Origin of the sequence: Pseudomonas sp. MF6776, assembly GCF_016613125.1 — a bacterium.
Taxonomy (GTDB): Bacteria; Pseudomonadota; Gammaproteobacteria; order Pseudomonadales; family Pseudomonadaceae; genus Aquipseudomonas; species Aquipseudomonas iridis.
In genome coordinates, this window is sequence record NZ_JAENSQ010000035.1 from 29,022 (window position 1) to 49,998 (window position 20,977).

Consider the following 20,977-nt stretch of genomic DNA (forward strand, 5'->3'; position numbering starts at 1 on the left):
TGACCCTATAGTGGCTACAGGGTCTTTACTTGGCAACAGGCACCTTCATGGACGCGACCCGATGAGCGATTCCCAGCACACCCACAAGCCCGGCGACGGGCACGATCACAGTCATAAACTGCAGCCTGTGCATAAACATGCCCATGGCGGCGATTCCTGCTGCGGGTCGAAAACGGCTGCGCCTGCGTTGGTGCAGCTCAGCGAAAAGACCAGTGCCGATGCCCGGCTGAGCAGTTTCCGCATCGAGGCGATGGACTGCCCGACCGAGCAGACTCTGATTCAGAACAAGCTCGGCAAACTCGCTGGCGTTGAGCAACTGGAATTCAACCTGATCAACCGCGTGCTCGGCGTGACCCACAATCTGCCGGACACCGCGCCGATCATCGATGCGATCAAATCCATCGGCATGCACGCCGAGCCGCTGGAGGCGGGCGTCGAAGCGCCGGCGCCGGCTCCGGTGAAAAAACACTGGTGGCCGCTGGCTCTCTCGGGCGTTGGCGCATTGGCGGCTGAAGTTATCCACTTCACCAACGCCGCACCCAACTGGGTGGTGGCGATCATCGCGTTGATTTCGATCCTCAGCGGTGGCCTGACCACCTACAAAAAGGGCTGGATCGCCCTGAAGAACTTCAACCTCAACATCAATGCGTTGATGAGCATTGCCGTCACCGGTGCGATTCTTATCGGTCAGTGGCCGGAAGCGGCGATGGTGATGTTCCTGTTCACCGTGGCCGAGTTGATTGAGGCCCGCTCGCTGGATCGTGCGCGTAACGCGATCAGCGGCCTGATGCAGATGACCCCGGAACAGGCGACCGTGCAGCAGGCTGACGGCACCTGGCTCGAACAGGAAGTGAAAAGCGTCGAACTCGGCGCCCGCGTGCGGGTTAAACCCGGTGAGCGTATTGCGCTGGACGGTGAAGTCGTCAGCGGCAATTCGACCATCGATCAGGCGCCGATCACTGGCGAGAGCCTGCCGGTGGAGAAAACCATCGGCGACAAAGTCTTCGCGGGCACCATCAACCAGGCAGGTTCGCTGGAATACGCAGTGACCGCTGCGGCAAACAACTCGACCCTGGCGCGGATTATTCACGCCGTCGAGCAAGCCCAAGGCGCTCGCGCACCGACTCAGCGCTTCGTCGATCAATTCTCGAAAATCTACACGCCAGTGGTGTTCGTATTTGCCTTGGCGGTAGCGATCATTCCGCCATTGTTCATGGGCGCGGTGTGGTTCGACTGGATCTATCGCGCGCTGGTGTTGCTGGTCGTTGCGTGCCCTTGTGCACTGGTGATTTCAACCCCGGTGACCATCGTCAGCGGCCTCGCGGCAGCGGCGCGCAAAGGCATTCTGGTCAAGGGCGGCGTGTACCTGGAGGGCGGGTTCAAGCTCGACTATCTGGCGCTGGATAAAACCGGGACGATCACCCACGGCAAACCGGTGCAGACCGATTACCTGTCCCTTGAGCCGACGGCCGATGCCACGGCACCGGCGATTGCCGCCGCACTGGCCGGGCGTTCCGACCACCCGGTGTCGCTGGCCATCGCCAATGCCGCTGTGGATAAAAACTTCGCTGTGCTGAATGTGGATAACTTCGAAGCGCTCGGCGGGCGGGGCGTGAAGGGCGATATCAATGGCCAGACCTATCACTTGGGCAACCATCGTCTGGTTGAAGAGCTGGGTCTGTGCTCGCCGCAATTGGAAGAAAAGCTGTTCGCGCTGGAGAAACAGGGCAAGTCCGTGGTGCTGCTGCTCGACACGTCTGGCCCGCTGGCGCTGTTTGCCGTGGCTGATACCGTTAAAGAGACCAGCCGTGAGGCGATCCGTCAGTTGCATGCACTTGGCGTGAAAACCCTGATGCTGACTGGCGACAACGTCCACACCGCGCAGGCGATTGCGGCGCAGGTTGGCATCGATGAAGCGCGCGGTGATTTGCTGCCGACCGACAAACTGCAAGCCATCGAAGACCTGTACAAGCAGGGTCATCGCGTCGGCATGGTCGGCGACGGCATCAACGACGCCCCGGCGCTGGCTCGCGCCGAGATCGGTTTTGCCATGGCCGCTGCGGGCACCGACACGGCGATCGAGACGGCCGATGTCGCCCTGATGGACGATGATCTGCGCAAGATTCCGGCCTTCATCAGCCTGTCGCGCGATACCGCCAGCATCCTGAAACAGAACATTGCGTTGGCCCTGGTGATCAAGGCTATCTTTCTTGGGGTAACCTTCGCCGGGCTCGCCACCATGTGGATGGCAGTATTTGCCGACATGGGCGTGAGTCTGTTGGTGGTGTTCAATGGTTTGCGCCTGCTGCGCAAATAAACGATGAGGGATGGTTGTGCTGAGTGCCGAGCTGAAGGCGTTTTACATGGTGGCCCGCTTGGGCAGCATCACGCTGGCGGCGAAAAAACTCGGCCTCAGCCAGCCGACCGTGACCACGCAGATCCGCAATCTGGAAAGCCAGTATTCGGTGGAGCTGTTCTACCGTGGCGGTCGGCGTTTGAGCGTCAGCGACGAAGGCGCGCGGTTGCTGCCGATGGTCAAAACGCTGTTGCAGCAAGAGGCGGACATCGAGTTCTTCCTGCGCAACAGCGGCCAGGTGCAGGGCACACTGCGCATCGCGGCGACCGCGCCGTATTACATCCTCGATCTGGTGAAGACCTTTCGTGAGCGCCTGCCGCAGGTGGAAGTGTCGGTGGAAATCGGCAACTCGCAGCAAGTGCTCGAAGCGTTGGAGGATTACCGCGTGGATATCGCGGCGTCCTCGCAGTTGCTCGATGACGCGCGGCTGATCCGCCGGGTGCTGGGCACTGATCCGCTGGTCTTGGCGGTGCATCGCAATCATCCGTTGGCGGCGCAAGAGCATGTGGCGTTGAGTGCGCTGGCCGGGCATACGCTGTTGATGCGTGAGTCGGGCTCGACCACACGGCGGCTGACCGAAGAGCTGCTGGCCGGTGCCGGGGTGAGTTTCGGGCCATTGCTGGAGATAGGCAGCCGTGAGTCGATCCGCGAGGCGGTGCTGCGCAATATCGGCATCAGCATCATTGCCCGGCAGGAAGTACCGCACGATCCGCAGTTGCGCGTGCTGACCATCGAGAACGCGCCGCAGATTCCTGAGTACCTGTATTGCCTGAAGGAGAGGAAGGGCGCGCGGTTGCCGGCGGCGTTTCTCGGGTTGGCGCAGGAAATGTCCCCGGCCTGAACCCTTGCGTGGGCAGGACCGGCCTCATCGCTGGCAAGCCAGCTCCCACAGGGATTTTCAGTGGAATCAGATTTTGTGAACCACAGAAACACCTGTGGGAGCTGGCTTGCCAGCGATGGCGCCAGGTCAGACAACACAGATTCAGACTCTGAACCAAAATCCCTGAATACCACTATCGGCCGTTTTTGCCTCACTGCCACATGACGGACGCATTACAACCCTAGGATTGGCCTCATCTGCTTGATGAGGTCTGTCCATGAATCCTGCCATTGCAACTGCCCTGACCAACCCCGGTGCGCCGATGAAAGTGCGCAGCGTGCAGAAGCGCTTCGGCGCTTTCACCGCACTGGATAACGTCTCCCTCGACGTCGCCGCCGGTGAACTGGTGTGTCTGCTCGGCCCCTCGGGCTGCGGCAAGACCACGTTGCTGCGCTGCATCGCCGGTCTGGAGAAGCAGGACAGCGGCGAACTCTATCTCGGTGACCGCGACGTCTCGCACCTCGCCCCGCAAGCTCGCGACTACGGGATTCTGTTCCAGTCCTACGCGCTGTTCCCCAATCTGACTGTCGAGGCGAACATTGCCTACGGCCTCGCCGGCAGTGGTCGCGAGGAAGTACGCCGTCGCGTCGCTCAGATGCTGGAACTGGTCGGCCTCATCGGCAGTGAGAAAAAGTACCCCGGCCAATTGTCCGGCGGTCAGCAACAGCGCGTTGCGCTCGCTCGCGCCTTGGCTCCGGCGCCGTCGTTGCTGCTGCTCGATGAACCGATGTCGGCCCTCGATGCCCGGGTGCGCGAGCATCTGTGCACCGAACTGCGCCAACTGCAACGCAACCTAGGCATCACCACCCTGATGGTCACCCACAATCAGGACGAAGCCATGCTGATGGCGGATCGCATCGCGGTGATGAACAACGGTCGTGTCGAGCAATACGCCACCCCACAGGAAATCTACAACCGCCCGGCCACGCCGTTTGTGGCCGAGTTTGTCGGTCAGGGCAACTGGCTGCCGTTCCAGCGCAGCAGCGAAAGCCACGCCCAGGTCGGCGGGATGAACCTGCGCCTGAGTGACGGCAGCGTCCAGCGTGCGTCGGGCCGTTTGTTCTGCCGCCCGGAAGCGATCAACGTCAATCCGCTGGTGCATGAGGAGAACCTCTTTCCGGCGAAAGTCCGCGAGATCACCTTCCTCGGCAACCGCTGCCGCATGAGCTTCGAACTCGATCAACTGCCAGGCCACGCACTGCTCGCCGAACTGGCGCCGGAAGCCATGCCGCGCCTCGGCGCCCAGCAGATCATGGTCGCCTTGCCGCCGCGCAGCCTGCAGGTGTTTGCCTGATGAACAGCAATCTCGCGCTGCCGCTACCGCACAAGCAGGTGCGGCAGACCTCCCGTGCCGAGATCGGCGACCGTATCTTTGTCGTCGGCGGCAAACTGCTGTTGCTGGTATTGCTCGGCGTTGCGGTGTTGCTGCCGTTGCTGGCGATCTTCTGGCGTGGTTTCAGCAGCGAGGCCGGGCAGGGCGGTGGCTGGGTCGCGGCGAAGGAATTGGTGACCAGCGAGAATTTCCACTGGCTGCTCGGCAACAGCCTGAAAGTTTCCCTCAGTGTTGCGGCCATCGTCGTACCGCTGGCTTACCTGTTTGCCTACGCACTGCAACGCACATTGATACCGGCAAAGGGCATCTGGCGCGGGATTTCCCTGCTGCCGCTGATGGCGCCGTCGATGCTGCCGGGCATTGCGCTGGTCTATCTGTTCGGCAACCAGGGCATGTTGCGCGGGCTGCTCTCGGACAACATTTACGGGTTCTGGGGGATTGTGCTGGGTGAAGTGATCTACACCTTTCCCCATGCGCTGATGATTTTGCTCTCCGCTTTGTCGCTGGCCGATGCGCGTTTGTTCGATGCCGCGTCGAGTATGGGCGCCAGTCCCGCCAAGGCCTTTCGCAGCATCACCTGGCCGGCGACGCGTCAGGCTGTGTTCGCCGCGTTCTGTCTGGTGTTCACCCTGACCATCACCGACTTCGGTGTGCCGGTGGTGGTGGGTGGCGACTACCAGGTGCTGGCGCTGGAAGCTTACAAAGCGGTGGTCGGCCAGCAACAATTCGGTCGCGGCGCGTTGATCGGCATGGTGCTGTTGGTGCCGGCGCTGTTCAGCTTCGGGGTTGATGCCTGGCTGCGCCGCCGTCACGGCGACTCCATGAGCGGTCGCGCTCAGGTGTTCAAACCGGCACCGTCGAAACTGCGCGATAGCTGCTACCTGGCGATTGTCGTGTTGATCAGCGCCGCGTTGCTGCTGGTGTTCGGCATGGCGGTGTTCTCCTCCTTGGTGAAGTTCTGGCCGTACAACCTGTCGCTGTCGCTCAATCACTACCAGTTCAACGAGACGGCCGGCGGTGGCTGGCTGGCCTACAGCAACAGCTTGAAGATGGCGTTGGGCACGGCGCTGATCGGCAGCGTGCTGATCTTCACCGGCGCTTATCTGATGGAGAAGACCCGCACTCAGCGCGGCCTCAACCTGGCGTTGCGCATGCTGAGTTTCATCCCGATGGCGGTGCCGGGGCTGGTGCTGGGTCTGGGTTACGTCTTTTTCTTCAACCTCACCGGCAATCCGCTGCACGTGTTGTACGGGACGATGACGCTGCTGATCGTCTGCACCATTGCGCACTATCTGACCACTGCACAAATGACCGCGACCACCGCGCTGCGCCAACTCGACGCCGAGTTCGAAGCCGCCGCGCTGTCGCTCAAGGCGCCGCTGTATCGGCATTACCTGCGCGTGACCGTGCCGATTTGCCTGCCGGCGCTGCTGGACATCGTGCGCTACCTGTTCGTCTCGGCGATGACCACTGTGTCCGCCGCGATCTTCCTCTACAGCCCCGACACCATCCTCGCGGCGGTGGCGGTGCTGAACATGGATGACGCCGGCAACGTTGGCGGCGCGGCGGCGATGTCGACCCTGATTCTGTTCACCTCGGCGGGCGTGTCCTTGCTGCTGGCGTGGGCTTCGCGCGGCTTGTTGCGCCGCTCCCAGGCCTGGCGGCAAACCGCGCCCGGTCACTGATTCACACGTTCAACTCACCTACAGGAAATCGATCATGTTCAAGCCTATGGCCCTGGCCGCTGCTGTGCTCGCTACTTTCAGCCTGAATGCCTTCGCGGCAAAAACCGAGTTGACGGTGTACACCGCCCTCGAAGCCGAACAGTTGAAGACCTACAAAGAAGCCTTCGAAAAAGCCAACCCGGACGTGGAGATAAAGTGGGTGCGCGACTCCACCGGGATCATCACCGCCAAACTGCTGGCCGAAAAGGCCCGTCCGCAGGCTGACGCCGTGTGGGGGCTGGCGGCGTCGAGCCTTGCGATCCTCGATCAGCAAGGCATGCTGCAAAGCTACGCGCCAAAGGATCTGGGCAAGATCGGCGCGAACTACCGCGATGCCGCCAACCCACCAGCCTGGGTCGGTATGGACGTCTGGGCCGCGACCATTTGCTTCAATACGATCGAAGCCGAAAAGCAGGGGCTGACGAAGCCAGTGAGCTGGCAGGATCTGACCAAGCCTGAGTACAAAGGCAAGATCGTCATGCCTAACCCGGCCTCGTCCGGCACGGGTTTCCTCGATGTCAGCGCCTGGCTGCAAACCTTCGGCGAGAAACAGGGCTGGGCCTACATGGACGGACTGCACCAGAACATCGGCCAGTACGTTCACTCCGGTTCCAAGCCATGCAAACTGGCAGCGGCCGGCGAATTCCCGATCGGCATTTCCTTTGAATACCCGGCGGTTCAGTTGAAACGTCAGGGCGCGCCACTGGACATCATCCTGCCGAAGGAAGGTCTGGGCTGGGAGATCGAAGCGACCGCCGTGATCAAAGGCACCCCGCATGAAGACGCGGCCAGGAAACTCGCCGACTTCTCCGCCAGCGCCGAAGCGATGGACTTGTACAAAGAGAACTTCGCCGTCCTCGCGCAGCCGGGCATCGCCAAGCCGCAGACCGAATTGCCGGCCGACTACGAGCAGCGTCTGATCAAGAACGACTTCGCCTGGGCCTCGAAAAATCGCGACGAAATCCTGACCGAGTGGCGCAAGCGCTACGACGGCAAGTCCGAGAAAGTCGCCGCCAAGTAAGATTTCTATCGACTGACAGGGCCCCTTCGCGAGCAGGCTCGCTCCCACATTGGATCGTGTTCACAACACAATTCCCTGTGGTGGCTGGCAGGGCTACCCCCACATTGCATTTCAGTGAACACATATTCTGTGGGCACCAGGAGTTCCCTGTGGGAGCGAGCCTGCTCGCGAAAGCGGTCTCTCATGCAGGACATTTCCATATGACACAACACAAAGACCTGCTGGTCGTCGGCGCCGGTATCCTCGGGCTCTCACATGCTTACGCCGCCGCCAAACGCGGTCTCAAGGTCGCCGTATTCGAACGCAGCGCCACGCCACTCGGCGCTTCGGTGCGTAACTTCGGCCAGGCACTGGTCACCGGCCAACCGCCCGGCCAAATGCTCGAACTGGCCAAGGCAAGCCGTGACATCTGGGGGGACTGGGCGCAACTCGCCGGGCTGCAAATCAAGCGCAACGGCTCGTACCTGTTCACCCGCAGCGAAGCCGAAGAGCATCTGCTCGAAGCCTTCTGCGCAAGCCGCGCAGTGGAGCACGGTTACAACGTCGACTTGCTGCGCGGCGCTGCATTGCGCGATCTGTACAACGGCCAGTTCAGCCACCACCGCGCCGCGTTACACGGGATGGACGACCAACAGCTGTACTCGCGCGAAGCCATTCCGGCGCTGATCGATTATCTGCGCCGCGACCTCGGTGTCGAATTTCACTTCTCCACGCTGGTGCGCGATGTCGAGTCCGGACGCCTGCAAAGCACGGCCGGAACGTTCACTGCCAAGCAGATCATCGTCTGCTCGGGCCACGATTATCAGACGTTACTGGCCGAGCCGATTGCCGCGCTCGACCCGCAAATCTGTCGCCTGCAAATGCTTCGCGCCCGGCCGCAGATCGATCTTGATCTGCAACACGCATTGCTCACGGGTTTGAGTTGCGTGCACTACGGCGCCTTCGCCGATCTGCCGGAAGCGGCGGCGGTACAAGCGCAGATTCTGCGTGAGCAACCGCACCTGCACGAAAACGGCATCCACCTGCTGATCAGCCCGACGCCGTATGGCGAGTTGATCATCGGCGACTCGCACCATTACGGCAGCGATGCTTCACCGTTCAACGCCGAACAAGTCGATACCTGGATGCTTGAACTGGCCGAACAGACCCTGGGCTGCAAGGTGCAAGTGGTCGAACGCTGGCAGGGCGTCTATGGTTCTCGGGGGCCGGGACCGTTTTCGTTCCTGCGCCCGGCACCGGGCTTGAGTGTGGCGTTGATGCACACCGGCGTCGGCATGAGCGTTGGCCCGGCGATGGCCGAGCGCAACGTGGCGCAGTTGCTGGAGGAAGTTTGATGGCAGGTCATGAGCAAATCGTGGCGAGGGTGTTCGGGTTGTATGAGCGCTTCGGCACCCGTGATTACATCGGCGAACCGGTGTCGCAGATCGAGCACATGTCCCAGGCGGCCGAACTGGCTATCGCCGAGGGCTTCGACGACGAAGTGGTGCTGGCGGCGTTCTTTCATGACATCGGCCATTTGTGTGCCGAGGGCGCGGAGAATATGGGCGGTTATGGCGTGGTCAGCCATGAACGGCTCGGGGCGGATTATTTACGTGAGGCCGGATTCAGCGAACGCATGGCGCGGCTGGTGGAGTATCACGTGCAGGCCAAGCGTTACCTGACGTTGCGCGAGCCTGGGTATTTCGAGCGGTTGAGTGAAGCGAGTCGCAGGACGCTGGAGTATCAGGGCGGGGTGATGACCGAGGCCGAGGCGGATGAGTTTGCGCGCGATCCTTTGTGTGCGGTCAGTCTGCGCATGCGGCAGTGGGATGAGTTGGCGAAGGAGAGGGCGGTGCCGGTGATGGACCTTGGGGTACTGAAGGAGAAAGCGGCGCGTTTACTGGCTGCTTAAAGCTTTGAACAGAGGGGCTGCCATCGCTGGCAAGCCAGCTCCCACAGGTATTTGTGGTGTTCACAGAACCTGTATTCACTGAAGAACCCTGTGGGAGCTGGCTTGCCAGCGATGGCGCCAGATCAAGCGCTACAAATCTGTGGCCAGAGACTCAATCTGCTCCTGCCTTTCCCCCTGATTCAACTTCGCGTGCGGATTGAGCGATGACCACTGCGGATGCGCCCGCGCCTTGCTCAGCGCCTCGGGCAACTTGCCCTCACGCCAGGTCTTGTCCTGCGGTGTGGCCACCTGAACCGCGTCCATCGCTGCATGCCCGCGCTGATCAAGCGCCAGCAGCAACTGTCGCTGTCGCAACGCCAACAACCGCAACACCCCATCGTCCACGGTCAACTCCCGTTGCCCTTTGATCTTGCCGAGCAAACGACTGCCATAACTGCGCGCCGTTTGCAGCGCGCCACCCGCAATCGCACCGGCCAGCGCTGCTGCACCGAGGGTAATCCCGCCGACCAGCAAATCCACGCCAGCCCCCGCCGCCGCGCCCGCTGCGATCCCGCCGCCAACCCGTACACCGAGTTGCTTCAGCGTCTCGGGATTGAACAGGTCATCGCCCCAGCGCCCGTCCAGCAACGGCAAATCACTGGCCGCCGCATCCTGCGGGCGAAACGCATACAGCTTGAGCAACGCCTCGACGCACTTCTGTTCGCGTTGACGCACAGCCTTGCGCAATTCGCTGATGGCTTGCTGTTCCTGCTCGGCTTCACTGACCACGCTGCGTCGGCACGCGGCGCAGTCGATCAGCAATTCGGCGATCAGTCGCGCTGCACTTTGCTGACGGGCGAGGCGCTGTGCCTGTTGATCAGCAATCAACCGCTCCAGTTGTGGCCGCGCACTTTCCAGCAGCAGCGCGAGGCTTTCATACAGCCGCCGCTCGCCATCCTCCGGCGGCGCGACGCTGTCGAAACGCACCAGCGCATGCAGACCCAGTCGCGCCAGCGCCTCGCGCCAATCCGGCTCGCGATGGTTGGCACTGCTGACGAAATTGAGTACCGGCAGCAGCGGTTTGCCGCAACTGGCCAGCACTTCCAGCTCATCGCGATATTTGGCCAACACCGGTTCACGAGCGTCGATCACATACAAACCGGCATCCGAGGCGAGCAGTTGTCGCAGCACCTTGGCCTCTTGCTCGAAGCGCTGGCGTGCCTCGCTGCCGTCGAGAAACCGCGCCAGCCGCGCCGGACCATCAAGGCGTTCGCCGGGGCGCTCCAGACGTTCGAGAAAGTCCAGCAGGGCGATGGCGTCCTCCAGCCCCGGCGTGTCGTAGAGATCGAGCAGCGGCTCGCCGTCCACCGATAGCCGCGCGCCCTCGACACGCCGTGTGGTGCTTGGTCGATGGGAGACTTCGCCGAAGCCGACATCGCGGGTCAGCGTGCGCAACAGCGACGTCTTGCCGACGTTGGTGTGGCCGACCACTGCCAGTTTCAGCGGGGCTTTGCGGGCGTCAGTCATGTCCAGTCTCCAGCCAGTTCAGCGGCGCGCTGTCGGCAAACTCCAGCTCAAGCTGTTGCAGCGCGATGTGCCAGTCGCCGAGACGTTCGGCATCCAGCGCTGCACCGGGCGGCGGTTGTAGTAGCCACACGCGCGTTTCGCCAGCGCTGCGCGCCAGTTCGGCGATCAGCGCAAGGCTGCCGCGATCCGGCGAGCGCTGTGGGTCGCAGGCGATGGCCAGTCGCGCCGGTGGAAAACGGCTGAGTTGTTCGAGGAGCTTATGCCGCGACTCGCGGCTGTCGAGAATGCCGGCGTTGCTGACGTTTTTCGGCAGCGCGGGCGGCCATGGGCGTTGTTCGTCGAGTTCGATCGCGACCAGCAACGCGCCTTCGCTGGCGTGTTCGCTGACACCGCTTTCGACGCGATACATCTGCGGGGGCTCCGGATCGTTGACACCGAGGCGCTCACTGCTCGGCATCAGGCGTTCGCGCAGTTGGGCGTAGCCGGGCAGGTTCAGGTCCAGGCGCAGTGCCGCTTTGCCGCTGTTCCAGCGCCAGAAGCACAACAGCGCCAGCATCAGGCGCGGGAGCACGCCATAGACCACCAGCACGCCGACCAGCCATGTCGCCCAGGCCTGACGGGCACTTTCGATATCGAGAGCACCGTCGCCGCTGGCGCGGATCATGTCCACGGTCGGCACGTTGAACCCCAGCAACGATGGCAGATGACCGAGGGCCTGGGTGATGTGAATGAAGGTATCGGCGCTGAGAATGGTTGTTTCCCAGACGAAGCCGTAGCGCCGCGTCGCCATCAGCGTCAGCAGCAGAGCCAACGCGCTGAGCATTACCAGCAACCACAGGCCGTTGACTAGCGCACCGAGCGCCCAGCGATTGAGTTTCTTGCGCTGCAGCATCAACAGCAGGGCCGGCGCCAGTTGGGCGGCTTTAGCGTCGCGGGCGAGTTTTTCGCTCAGCCACAACCACAGTCGCCCGAGGGTGGCGCCGTGTTCGCCGGCAAAAATCAGCCCCAGTGCCCAGCTCAGCAGCAGAATCAGGTTCAGCCCGAGCAGGCTGCCCAAGGCCCAGAACACATTGACCGGCGTCTGGCCCAGCGCGGCGAACGCCAGACCGGCGCCACTCAACATCGCCAGTATCATCAGCAACACCAACGCCAGACGTGCGCCTTGCAGCCAGTGTTTGAGTGCGGCCGTCAGCCCGTCACGCTCAGCCAGCCACAAGGCGCGGCGTTGAATGCGGCTCGGCAGATCGCCGCCGGCCGCGCGGGCCAGGCGATTGGCTTCCAGATCATCCAGAGGGCCTGCATGTTCTTCGCGCAGGCGCACGGTTTCGGTCAGCCAGAGGTTTTGCAGTGGAGTCAGTTCAGTCACGCGCCATTCCGTCGCTCAATTGAGTCGAGAGCATAACCGCTGTGGCGCTTATCCGGGTAAGCGAGGCTCTGGTATCCTCGCCGACATGACTAAATCACTCCCCCTCAGCCTGATCGCAGCCCTCGGTGAAAACCGTGTGATCGGCGTCGACAACAGCATGCCCTGGCACCTGCCGGGCGACTTCAAATACTTCAAGGCCACGACTCTTGGCAAGCCGATCATCATGGGTCGCAAGACCTGGGATTCCCTCGGTCGTCCGCTGCCGGGCCGGTTGAACATCGTGGTCAGCCGTCAGGCCGGTCTGGTGCTCGAAGGTGCGGAGGTTTATCCGTCGCTGGAGGCAGCAGTGGTTCGCGCCGAAGAGTGGGCGAAAGCGCAGGGCGTCGATGAGTTGATGCTGATTGGCGGCGCGCAGTTGTATGCGCAAGGGCTGGCGCAGGCGGATCGTCTGTACCTGACCCGTGTGGCACTGAGCCCGGAAGGCGATGCGTGGTTTCCGGAGTTTGATTTGAGCCAGTGGACACTGGTGTCGAATGTGCCGAATCCGGCAGAGGGCGATAAGCCGGCGTACAACTTCGAGGTCTGGGAGAAAGAGCAGCTTTGAGCTACAAGCTACAAGCTGCAAGTAAAAGCTGATTGGCTCTTGGCTTGCAGCTTGCAGCTTGCAGCTTGCTGGCTAGCTAGCTAGCTGCGCATGCTCATCGGCATCCAGCAGTTCTTTATCTGTCTGCTGCATCACCTGGCTGGTAATCGCACCGGCGGTGATCGAACCACTCACGTTCAACGCCGTACGCCCCATATCAATCAGCGGCTCAACCGAAATCAGCAGCGCCACCAAAGACACCGGCAAGCCCATCGCCGGCAGCACGATCAACGCTGCGAACGTCGCACCGCCACCTACGCCCGCCACACCGGCCGAACTCAGGGTCACAATCGCTACCAGCGTGGCGATCCACAGCGGATCCAGCGGGTTGATGCCCACGGTCGGCGCAACCATCACCGCCAACATCGCGGGGTACAGACCTGCGCAGCCGTTTTGACCGATAGTCGCACCGAACGAAGCGGCGAAACTGGCGATTGACTGCGGAATACCCAAACGACGGGTCTGCGCCTCGATGCTCAGCGGAATGCTCGCTGCACTGGAACGGCTGGTGAAAGCGAACGTCAGCACCGGCCAGATCTTGCGGAAGAAACGCAGCGGGTTGATCCCGGCCGCCGACACCAGCAAGCCATGGACGACAAACATCAGGCCCAGACCGAGGTACGACACCACCACAAAACTGCCGAGCTTGATGATGTCTTGCAGGTTGGAACCGGCGACCACTTTGGTCATCAGCGCGAGCACGCCGTACGGGGTCAGCTTCATCACCAGACGCACCAGACGCATCACCCAGGCTTGCAGAGTGTCGATGGCGTTGATCACTTTTTGACCTTTTTCGACGTCATCCTTGAGCAGTTGCAGTGCGGCAACCCCCAGGAACGCCGCGAAAATCACCACACTGATGATCGAGGTCGGCTTGGCCCGGGCCAGGTCGGCGAACGGGTTTTGCGGGATGAACGACAGCAACAGTTGCGGCACATTCAGGTCGGCAACCTTGCCGGCGTAGTCAGTCTGAATGGTTTGCAGGCGAGCCATTTCCTGCGTGCCGGCGACCAGACCTTCGGCGGTGAGGCCGAACAGGTTGGTCAGGCCAATACCGATCAGCGCCGCAATCGCGGTGGTGAACAGCAGCGTGCCGATGGTCAGGAAGCTGATCTTGCCCAACGACGACGCGTTGTGCAGCCGGGCCACGGCGCTGAGGATCGAGGCGAACACCAGCGGGATGACGATCATTTGCAGCAACTGCACGTAGCCGTTGCCGACCAGATCGAACCAGCCGATCGAAGCTTTCAGCACCGGGTTGCCGGCACCGTAAATGCTGTGCAGCGCCACGCCGAATGCCACGCCGAGAGCCAGCGCGAGCAGGACTTTTTTCGCCAGGCTCCACGAAGTGTGGCGGGTCTGCGCCAGACCGAAGAGCAGGGCGAGGAACACCAGCAGGTTGAGAATCAACGGTAGATTCATGAGAACTCCAGGAAAGTCTTTGCCAACAGCCTTCCGGGGCTGCTGCGAACCGGCAAGCCTAACAGCTTGAAAACTAATGATTTAATACCGAAAACGTATGGTGTCCGTCGTTTTTGGAATAAGCGTGTGTCGCTCACAGCAATGCATTTGGCGCAAACAGGGGCGGGGGCGGTCGCTGACAGACGAGGACTGTCACACGTATTTGTTAGCGTCGATGCTTTTAGATCAGGGAGAAAGCGTCGATGAAGTTCGCACCGAAATTTCTGGCTGTCGCACTGACTTTAGGGATGGGCCTGGCCACTCAGGCCTTCGCTACCGACTTGAAACACTGGCCAGCCGATCAGGCCAAGGCGCTGGACGCGATGATTGCGGCCAACGCCAACAAGGGTAACTACGCGGTGTTTGACATGGACAACACCAGTTACCGCTACGACCTCGAAGAGTCCTTGCTGCCGTTCATGGAAAACAAGGGCCTGATCACCCGCGACAAACTCGACCCCTCCCTGAAACTGATGCCTTTCAAGGACACCGCCGACCACAAGGAAAGCCTGTTCAGTTACTACTATCGTCTCTGCGAAGTCGACGACATGGTCTGCTACCCGTGGGTGGCGCAGGTGTTCTCCGGCTTCACCCTCAAGGAACTCAAAGGCTACGTCGATGAGCTGATGGCCTCGGGCAAACCGGTGCCGGCCACGTATTACGAAGGCGATGTGGTCAAGAAGCTCGACGTCAATCCGCCGAAGATCTTTACCGGCCAGCAAGAGCTGTACAACAAGCTGATGGAGAACGGCATCGAGGTCTACGTGATGACCGCCGCCTCTGAAGAACTGGTGCGCATGGTCGCGGCGGATCCCAAGTACGGCTACAACGTCAAACCGCAAAATGTCATCGGCGTGAGCCTGCTGCTGAAGAACCGCGAAACCAACGAGCTGACCACTGCACGCAAGCAAATCACGGCGGGCAAATACGACGAGAAGGCCAACCTCGGTCTGGAACTGACCCCGTACCTGTGGACGCCAGCGACCTGGATGGCCGGCAAGCATGCAGCGATCCTGACCTACATCGATGAGTGGAAAAAACCGGTGCTGGTCGGCGGCGATACGCCCACCAGCGACGGCTACATGCTGTTCCACGATGTCGACGTGGCCAAGGGCGGTATTCACTTGTGGATCAACCGCAAGGACAAGTACATGACGCAAATCAACGGCATGATGGCCAAGCATGCGGCGGCGCAGGCCAAGGAAGGGTTGCCGGTGACGGCGGACAAGAACTGGGTGATCGTCAAGCCTGAAGAGATTCAATAAAAGCAGCTGTTAGCGGCAAGCGGCAAGCGGCAAGCAAGAGCCACATTGCTCTTGCTTGCCGCTTGCAGCTCGCAGCTTTGAGCTTTTTTAGATCCCGTCGAGCATCGCCTTGTTACGCACAGCACCCTTGTCGGCACTGGTCGCCAGCAGGGCGTAAGCCTTCAGGGCGGTGGTGACTTTGCGTGGACGGATTTCCACCGGTTTCCAGCCTTTCTTGTCCTGCTCGACCCGGCGTGCTGCCAGTTCTTCGTCGCTGACCAACAGGTTGATCGAGCGATTTGGAATGTCGATCAGCACCTTGTCGCCATCCTGCACCAGACCGATCGCACCGCCGGCTGCTGCTTCTGGCGAAGCGTGGCCGATGGACAGCCCCGAGGTACCGCCGGAGAAACGGCCGTCGGTAAGCAGGGCGCAAGCTTTGCCCAGGCCTTTGGATTTCAGGTACGAGGTCGGGTAGAGCATTTCCTGCATGCCCGGGCCACCTTTCGGGCCTTCGTAGCGAATGATGACGATGTCGCCTTCCTTCACTTCGTCGGCGAGGATGCCGCGTACGGCGCTGTCCTGGCTTTCGAAGATCTTCGCGTTGCCTTCGAACACGTGGATCGACTCGTCGACGCCAGCGGTTTTCACCACGCAGCCATCGAGCGCGATGTTGCCGTAGAGCACGGCCAGCCCACCTTCTTTCGAATAGGCGTGCTCGAAGCTCCGGATGCAGCCGTTTTCACGGTCGTCATCGAGGCTTTCCCAACGCGTCGACTGGCTGAATGCAGTCTGGGTCGGGATGCCCGCCGGACCCGCCTTGAAGAAGTGATGCACGGCTTCATCGTCAGTCTGGGTGATGTCCCACTTGGCGATGGCTTCTTCCATGCTGCGGCTGTGCACGGTCGGCAGGTCGGTGTGCAGCAGGCCGCCACGGGCCAGCGAACCGAGGATGCTGAAGATGCCGCCGGCACGGTGCACATCTTCCATGTGGTACTTCTGGATGTTCGGCGCGACCTTGCACAGCTGCGGCACGACCCGGGAAAGACGGTCGATGTCGCGCAGATCGAAATCTATCTCGGCTTCCTGGGCAGCAGCCAGCAAATGCAGGATGGTGTTGGTCGAACCGCCCATGGCGATGTCGAGCATCATCGCGTTTTCGAACGCCTTGAAATTGGCGATGTTACGCGGCAATACCGACTCGTCGTCCTCTGTGTAGTAGCGCTTGCACAGCTCGACGATGGTGCGGCCGGCCTGCAGGAACAGTTGTTCGCGGTCGCTGTGGGTAGCGAGGGTCGAACCGTTGCCCGGCAGTGCAAGACCGAGGGCTTCGGTCAGGCAGTTCATCGAGTTGGCGGTGAACATGCCGGAGCACGAGCCGCAGGTAGGGCAGGCGCTGCGCTCGTATTCAGCGACTTTCTCGTCAGAAGCGCTGGCGTCGGCGGCGATGACCATGGCATCGACGAGGTCGAGGCCGTGGGACGCGAGTTTGGTCTTGCCGGCTTCCATCGGCCCGCCGGAAACGAAAATCACCGGAATGTTCAGGCGCAACGCAGCCATCAACATGCCCGGGGTGATCTTGTCGCAGTTGGAGATGCAGACAATGGCGTCGGCGCAGTGGGCGTTGACCATGTACTCGACGGAGTCGGCAATGATTTCGCGGCTCGGCAGCGAATAGAGCATGCCGTCGTGGCCCATGGCGATGCCGTCGTCCACGGCGATGGTGTTGAATTCCTTGGCCACGCCACCGGCGCGTTCGATTTCACGGGCGACCAACTGGCCCAGATCCTTCAGGTGCACATGGCCCGGTACAAACTGGGTGAACGAGTTGGCAATGGCGATGATCGGCTTTTTGAAGTCGTCATCTTTCATCCCGGTGGCGCGCCACAGTGCGCGGGCGCCGGCCATGTTGCGGCCGTGGGTGGATGTTTTCGAACGGTAATCAGGCATGGAGCACTCCGGGCGGCTAATCAGGTATCAAAAGGGGAGAGAGCTTCTATTGACGTCTGGAACACTCAGAAATGGCCGTGTGTCCGGAAGTTGCCGATGACTTTGCGGGATCGCCGCTTGCCTCAGCCTGAGCTCATAAACCCGCCGGGGGATGAATGGCGATGAATGAAGCGATTCTACACCGCTGGCGTCTGGAGGGAATGGCGCAAAGTGTTGTTGCCGTGCCGACGGTGCCTGTTGCATGACGACCGGCAGGATTAATCGCTCCCCGGCTGCACGATCGCGTCGGTCTGAGTGTTTCTTGCTCGACGGCTGATACCACCGTTCAATGCCAGCGCCACGCAACTGAGCAGCACGAAGCTGTAGCCCAGCGTGGATTGCAGATTGGCAGGACTGAGGCTTATCAGCGCGCTGATCAATCCTGCGCAAATGAAGATGATGGTGCTGCCGGCCGAGGCCGAAGTGCCGGCGTTATCGGGAAACAGACCCATGGCCCGAGAAGTGGCGGCTGGCCGGGAGATGGTCGTGCCAGCGGTACACATCAGCATCGGGATCAGCACCGCAATCGGGGTCAGCGCATGATGGGCCGCCAGATACAGCGTCAGCAGCCCCGACAGCAGGATCAGACTCAGCCCGATAATGATTTGTCGGCCGGGCGTGATGCGTCGATTCAACACCGAAGCGATGATGCCCCCGGCAATGTAGGCGGCACCGTAAATCAGCAGGATCAGCGCAAAGTCGTACGGCGCCAGTTGCAACTGATCCATGAAAATCAGCGGCGAGATCACGATGAACGAGAAGTGGCAGGCAAAGGCGAACGCAGATATCAGCCAATAGCCGACGAACTCGAAACTTCCCAGCACCCGTCGGTAGGACTGAATGAAACCCAGGCGTTCGCCATTGCTGGCCGGACGACTGTTGTCCAGAAGCAGCCAGGCTTTGATGAATACCGCGGCCGCCAGCGCAATGAAGACCCAGAAACTGCCGCGCCAGCCGAGAGTGGCTTGCAGAAAGGTGCCGGCCAGCGGCGACACCGAAATAAAGACCCCGCTCGCCGTGACCATCAGGATGCGCAGACGATCACGTTCTTTACCCTCGAACAAATCCTGCACCAGCGCCTGTGACAGCACAAAACACCCGCAGCCCACGGCCTGCACTACTCGAAACATCAGAAACAGCGAGTAGTCGCTGGTCATCACGCAACCAAGCGCGCCGAGTATCGATACGATCATGCCTGCGAGCAGCAAGCCCTTGCGCCCGATCACGTCGGACAGTGGCCCGATCGAAACCTGAGCAAACGCGATTCCCACGGCGAACAGACTGATCGACAGCGCAATGTCTGTGGGCGTGTTGCGAAAGTGTTCAGCCAGTGCCGGAAATGAAGGCAGCAGAACATCCAGAGGGAACACGCCGAGCAGCACCATCGCCAGCAACAGGCTGACCGCGCCACGGCGTTGTCTGGCGTTTACCACTGACTGCCCCTTATCCATCGATCAATCCTGCCTTGGCGAAGCGTTGCTGGTTGGTGGGCCACGCAAAAAAACCGGCGCTTTTCAGTGCGTTCAGTGTCGCGGTGGCACCTGAGCGTGCGCGCCGTCGAGTGGCTTGCGGCGCCGTTACGCTGGCGATGATGTCGGTCACGGCGCTGTCGGTGATGCCTGCTCCACGCAGGCTCTGTTGCAACCAGCGCTCGTCGGCTTCGAAGAACATCCCGATGATCTCCAATAGCGATCTGGAGGCGAAGGTTCGCTGGCGATTGTTCAAGGCCAGCCACAGGTAATGGAACACGTCGGCGAAGTAGCGGCTGTGGCGGGCTTCGTCGGCCAGATGATCGCGCAGCATGTCGTTCACGCTGGACACCAGACTGTTGCGACAGACCTCCAGCAGCTCCCGGGCAATGATGGTTTCCGAGACGAAGCCGAGAAGAAACCATGCCAAGGGGCGGTTTTTCTCCGAAGTGCGGGCGATCAGGGCGTTCATGCGCACAATCCGCTTTGGCATCGCCGGACGCCCGATGATCCCGTAGAGCCCGGCGATCTGATCGGCGAGACGATTCGAAAACAGCGCGTGATAGCCCTCGTCGGTATAGAGCTGCAGCGCTGCATGCTTCATGGCTTGAGACACATGAATCGGCAGTTCCCGGTGGACGATGACTTCTACCGCGCGATTGACGATGCGGTGTTCCAGCAGGGTGGTGTAGTCGAGAAAGTGCACCAGATGATTGGCCGTCAGCCGATGCAGCGCATCACGCCCTGCTGCTTGAATGGCGGGATGCGACAGGTAGGGCAGGAAGTCCGGTGGAAACCAGTAACGGCTTTCCAGTTGGTGCTGTACATCGTCTGGCAACTGATAGTCATGAGTGCTGGTGCGGACGGAGGCTCGGTTGTCCCAGTCCCCCAAGGTGAATTTGAGCGCCCAGGAGATTGGCGCTTCGCTCGGATCGGCACTGAGGAGAGTCATGCCTGGGCCTCGCGCAACAGTTCGCGCAGTTCCTGGCACATCGCCTGTCCGTCGCTTTCCCCGCAGCCGACAAAGAACAATGGCTGTTCGGCGCTTCCCCCGAGTTCGAGGTGTGTTTCGACTTGCTCGTCGGCAAACGCGCCGGTCAACCAGGTGTTCAGGCCAAGTGCTGTGGCAACCAGTTGAAAGGTTTGTGAGAGGTGACCGGCCTCCACGAACGCCATGCGATAGGCGCGGGAGTGCCCATATTTCCACCAAAGTCGATCGAATCGCGCCGTGATGAACAATCCCAGCGGCAGGTTGTTGATGAAATGCTGACCGCCGAGCAAATGGCCCAGTGCCGATGACGGCAATGGATTGACTCGACTGATGGAGTGTTCGTCGGGGTGATAGGCATAAATGCCGGGGGCAACGTCGTCGACGTTCTGAACCAGCAGAAAACCTTCGCATGCGTTCAGGCCACCGCCGGAGGGACTGCTGCGGCGTGCTCCCAGGCCTTCGGCGATGCTGTCATCCCGAACAGTGTCGCGCTCGCGCAGGTAACCGAGAGTCAGGTAAAGCAAAGTGCTGACGTTATTGAGCGTCATCGCTGCACCCGTAAAGGAGCGACAGGTTTTTCGCTGGAGCAGCGCGTTAGCCAGGCTGTCGTCGCTCAATTCGCCCGGGTCGGGCAAGGCGATGCGCTGTGCAGCCTCGTGTTGCGGACGGCTTTTTGCGGGCGGCGGGGTGGCCAGCACTTCGTTGCAGTGCGCCAGATATTGCCTGGACCACTCTTGAACATTCTGTGGGGTGTGTTCGCAGGGAATGTTTTGCGTGCCGATATGATAAATCTTCGACAGTTCATCCCAACCCCAGTGCGGGTTGTCTGGTTTTGAAACGGTTAGAATGCCCGTGTTTAATAGTTGTGTGTCTATGATGTTGTGTGTGTCGAATAAGTCGGGATTATTTATTAGTTGGGTGAGGCGTGACGCATAGTTCAGGTCGAGTTCATATTGAGTGTGATCTTTGTAGTTCCAGGGCGGCGGCGAAAACTGAGTGCAACACCTGACCTTTCCGGTACGGTGCTGTCCCTATGTCTTATTCCGAACTCAGCGTTGAAGAGCGCGCCACCATTCAAATCGGTCATGCCCAAGGTTTCAGCC

General features: G+C 61.0%; 15 protein-coding genes and 1 pseudogene. 9 read left to right on the forward strand and 7 right to left on the reverse strand.

Annotated elements, in window-relative coordinates; genetic code table 11:
• Positions 1-61 precede the first annotated feature (61 nt).
• The 7 genes from JJD74_RS26405 to JJD74_RS26435 all read left to right on the forward strand — a co-directional run bounded on the left by JJD74_RS26405 (position 62) and on the right by JJD74_RS26435 (position 9,205).
• Positions 62-2,317 carry a heavy metal translocating P-type ATPase gene (locus JJD74_RS26405; RefSeq protein ID WP_200617159.1) on the forward strand — a complete coding sequence of 752 codons (2,256 nt, stop codon included), beginning with the start codon at positions 62-64 and terminating at the stop codon, positions 2,315-2,317.
• Positions 2,318-2,333: 16 nt separating this feature from the next.
• Positions 2,334-3,197: a LysR family transcriptional regulator gene (locus JJD74_RS26410; RefSeq protein ID WP_042562237.1), complete on the forward strand. Its 864-nt coding sequence runs from the start codon at positions 2,334-2,336 to the stop codon at positions 3,195-3,197.
• Between the two features lie 256 nt (positions 3,198-3,453).
• Positions 3,454-4,530 carry a putative 2-aminoethylphosphonate ABC transporter ATP-binding protein gene (locus JJD74_RS26415; protein WP_042561588.1) on the forward strand — a complete coding sequence of 359 codons (1,077 nt, stop codon included), beginning with the start codon at positions 3,454-3,456 and terminating at the stop codon, positions 4,528-4,530.
• Complete coding sequence (locus tag JJD74_RS26420) at positions 4,530-6,254, forward strand: putative 2-aminoethylphosphonate ABC transporter permease subunit (RefSeq protein WP_115147091.1); 1,725 nt, start codon at positions 4,530-4,532, stop codon at positions 6,252-6,254. The genes JJD74_RS26415 and JJD74_RS26420 overlap by 1 nt, the downstream gene beginning before the upstream one ends.
• Before the next feature lie 34 nt (positions 6,255-6,288).
• Positions 6,289-7,314, forward strand: coding sequence for a putative 2-aminoethylphosphonate ABC transporter substrate-binding protein (locus JJD74_RS26425; RefSeq protein WP_042561586.1), 1,026 nt, complete (start codon positions 6,289-6,291; stop codon positions 7,312-7,314).
• A gap of 200 nt (positions 7,315-7,514) precedes the next feature.
• The gene (locus JJD74_RS26430) at positions 7,515-8,648 is read left to right on the forward strand and encodes a TIGR03364 family FAD-dependent oxidoreductase (RefSeq protein WP_200617160.1); all 1,134 of its coding nucleotides are present in this window, start codon (positions 7,515-7,517) and stop codon (positions 8,646-8,648) included.
• On the forward strand, positions 8,648-9,205 hold the full coding sequence (locus JJD74_RS26435) for a phosphonate degradation HD-domain oxygenase (RefSeq protein ID WP_047303999.1): 558 nt from the start codon (positions 8,648-8,650) through the stop codon (positions 9,203-9,205). Before JJD74_RS26430 ends, JJD74_RS26435 begins: the two co-directional genes overlap by 1 nt.
• Before the next feature lie 129 nt (positions 9,206-9,334).
• On the opposite strand, the gene JJD74_RS26440 is transcribed toward JJD74_RS26435, so the two are convergent.
• Together JJD74_RS26440 and JJD74_RS26445 are read right to left on the reverse strand one after the other, a co-directional pair.
• Complete coding sequence (locus JJD74_RS26440) at positions 9,335-10,711, reverse strand: GTPase/DUF3482 domain-containing protein (RefSeq protein WP_200617161.1); 1,377 nt, start codon at positions 10,709-10,711, stop codon at positions 9,335-9,337.
• Positions 10,704-12,077 (reverse strand): DUF2868 domain-containing protein, encoded by a 1,374-nt coding sequence (locus tag JJD74_RS26445; protein ID WP_200617162.1) that lies wholly within the window; start codon positions 12,075-12,077, stop codon positions 10,704-10,706. The genes JJD74_RS26440 and JJD74_RS26445 overlap by 8 nt, the downstream gene beginning before the upstream one ends.
• An 85-nt stretch (positions 12,078-12,162) precedes the next feature.
• On the opposite strand from JJD74_RS26445, the gene JJD74_RS26450 reads away from it, so the two are divergent.
• Positions 12,163-12,681, forward strand: a complete 519-nt coding sequence (locus tag JJD74_RS26450; protein WP_200617163.1) for a dihydrofolate reductase — start codon at positions 12,163-12,165, stop codon at positions 12,679-12,681.
• 72 nt (positions 12,682-12,753) lie between these two features.
• On the opposite strand, the gene JJD74_RS26455 is transcribed toward JJD74_RS26450, so the two are convergent.
• Positions 12,754-14,142, reverse strand: a complete 1,389-nt coding sequence (locus tag JJD74_RS26455) for an L-cystine transporter (protein WP_042561580.1) — start codon at positions 14,140-14,142, stop codon at positions 12,754-12,756.
• Positions 14,143-14,384: 242 nt separating this feature from the next.
• Between JJD74_RS26455 and JJD74_RS26460 the strand changes: the two genes are divergently transcribed.
• Positions 14,385-15,446: a phosphorylcholine phosphatase gene (locus JJD74_RS26460; protein WP_042561579.1), complete on the forward strand. Its 1,062-nt coding sequence runs from the start codon at positions 14,385-14,387 to the stop codon at positions 15,444-15,446.
• An 87-nt stretch (positions 15,447-15,533) separates the two neighbouring features.
• Here JJD74_RS26460 and ilvD read toward each other — a convergent pair whose 3' ends face one another.
• From ilvD to JJD74_RS26480, 4 genes and pseudogenes are all read right to left on the reverse strand, one after another.
• The gene (gene ilvD, locus JJD74_RS26465; protein WP_047303988.1) at positions 15,534-17,375 is read right to left on the reverse strand and encodes a dihydroxy-acid dehydratase; all 1,842 of its coding nucleotides are present in this window, start codon (positions 17,373-17,375) and stop codon (positions 15,534-15,536) included.
• 257 nt (positions 17,376-17,632) lie between these two features.
• A complete protein-coding gene (locus JJD74_RS26470) occupies positions 17,633-18,865 on the reverse strand; it encodes an MFS transporter (protein ID WP_200617164.1) in 1,233 nt (410 codons plus the stop codon).
• Positions 18,858-19,835 (reverse strand): diiron oxygenase, encoded by a 978-nt coding sequence (locus tag JJD74_RS26475; protein WP_200617165.1) that lies wholly within the window; start codon positions 19,833-19,835, stop codon positions 18,858-18,860. Before JJD74_RS26475 ends, JJD74_RS26470 begins: the two co-directional genes overlap by 8 nt.
• Positions 19,832-20,851: pseudogene (locus JJD74_RS26480) on the reverse strand (SagB family peptide dehydrogenase); the annotation flags it as partial. The gene JJD74_RS26475 and the pseudogene JJD74_RS26480, both read right to left, overlap by 4 nt.
• Positions 20,852-20,977 lie beyond the last annotated feature (126 nt).

What these genes read in the sequence shown, in the direction of transcription:
- JJD74_RS26430 (WP_200617160.1), top strand. Translation starts at nt 7,515, where the DNA reads ATGACACAACACAAAGACCTGCTGGTCGTCGGCGCCGGTATCCTCGGG.
- JJD74_RS26470 (WP_200617164.1), bottom strand. Translation starts at nt 18,865, where the DNA reads ATGGATAAGGGGCAGTCAGTGGTAAACGCCAGACAACGCCGTGGCGCG.
- JJD74_RS26440 (WP_200617161.1), bottom strand. Translation starts at nt 10,711, where the DNA reads ATGACTGACGCCCGCAAAGCCCCGCTGAAACTGGCAGTGGTCGGCCAC.
- JJD74_RS26435 (WP_047303999.1), top strand. Translation starts at nt 8,648, where the DNA reads ATGGCAGGTCATGAGCAAATCGTGGCGAGGGTGTTCGGGTTGTATGAG.
- JJD74_RS26460 (WP_042561579.1), top strand. Translation starts at nt 14,385, where the DNA reads ATGAAGTTCGCACCGAAATTTCTGGCTGTCGCACTGACTTTAGGGATG.
- ilvD (WP_047303988.1), bottom strand. Translation starts at nt 17,375, where the DNA reads ATGCCTGATTACCGTTCGAAAACATCCACCCACGGCCGCAACATGGCC.
- JJD74_RS26420 (WP_115147091.1), top strand. Translation starts at nt 4,530, where the DNA reads ATGAACAGCAATCTCGCGCTGCCGCTACCGCACAAGCAGGTGCGGCAG.
- JJD74_RS26415 (WP_042561588.1), top strand. Translation starts at nt 3,454, where the DNA reads ATGAATCCTGCCATTGCAACTGCCCTGACCAACCCCGGTGCGCCGATG.
- JJD74_RS26475 (WP_200617165.1), bottom strand. Translation starts at nt 19,835, where the DNA reads ATGACTCTCCTCAGTGCCGATCCGAGCGAAGCGCCAATCTCCTGGGCG.
- JJD74_RS26455 (WP_042561580.1), bottom strand. Translation starts at nt 14,142, where the DNA reads ATGAATCTACCGTTGATTCTCAACCTGCTGGTGTTCCTCGCCCTGCTC.
- JJD74_RS26450 (WP_200617163.1), top strand. Translation starts at nt 12,163, where the DNA reads ATGACTAAATCACTCCCCCTCAGCCTGATCGCAGCCCTCGGTGAAAAC.
- JJD74_RS26405 (WP_200617159.1), top strand. Translation starts at nt 62, where the DNA reads ATGAGCGATTCCCAGCACACCCACAAGCCCGGCGACGGGCACGATCAC.
- JJD74_RS26425 (WP_042561586.1), top strand. Translation starts at nt 6,289, where the DNA reads ATGTTCAAGCCTATGGCCCTGGCCGCTGCTGTGCTCGCTACTTTCAGC.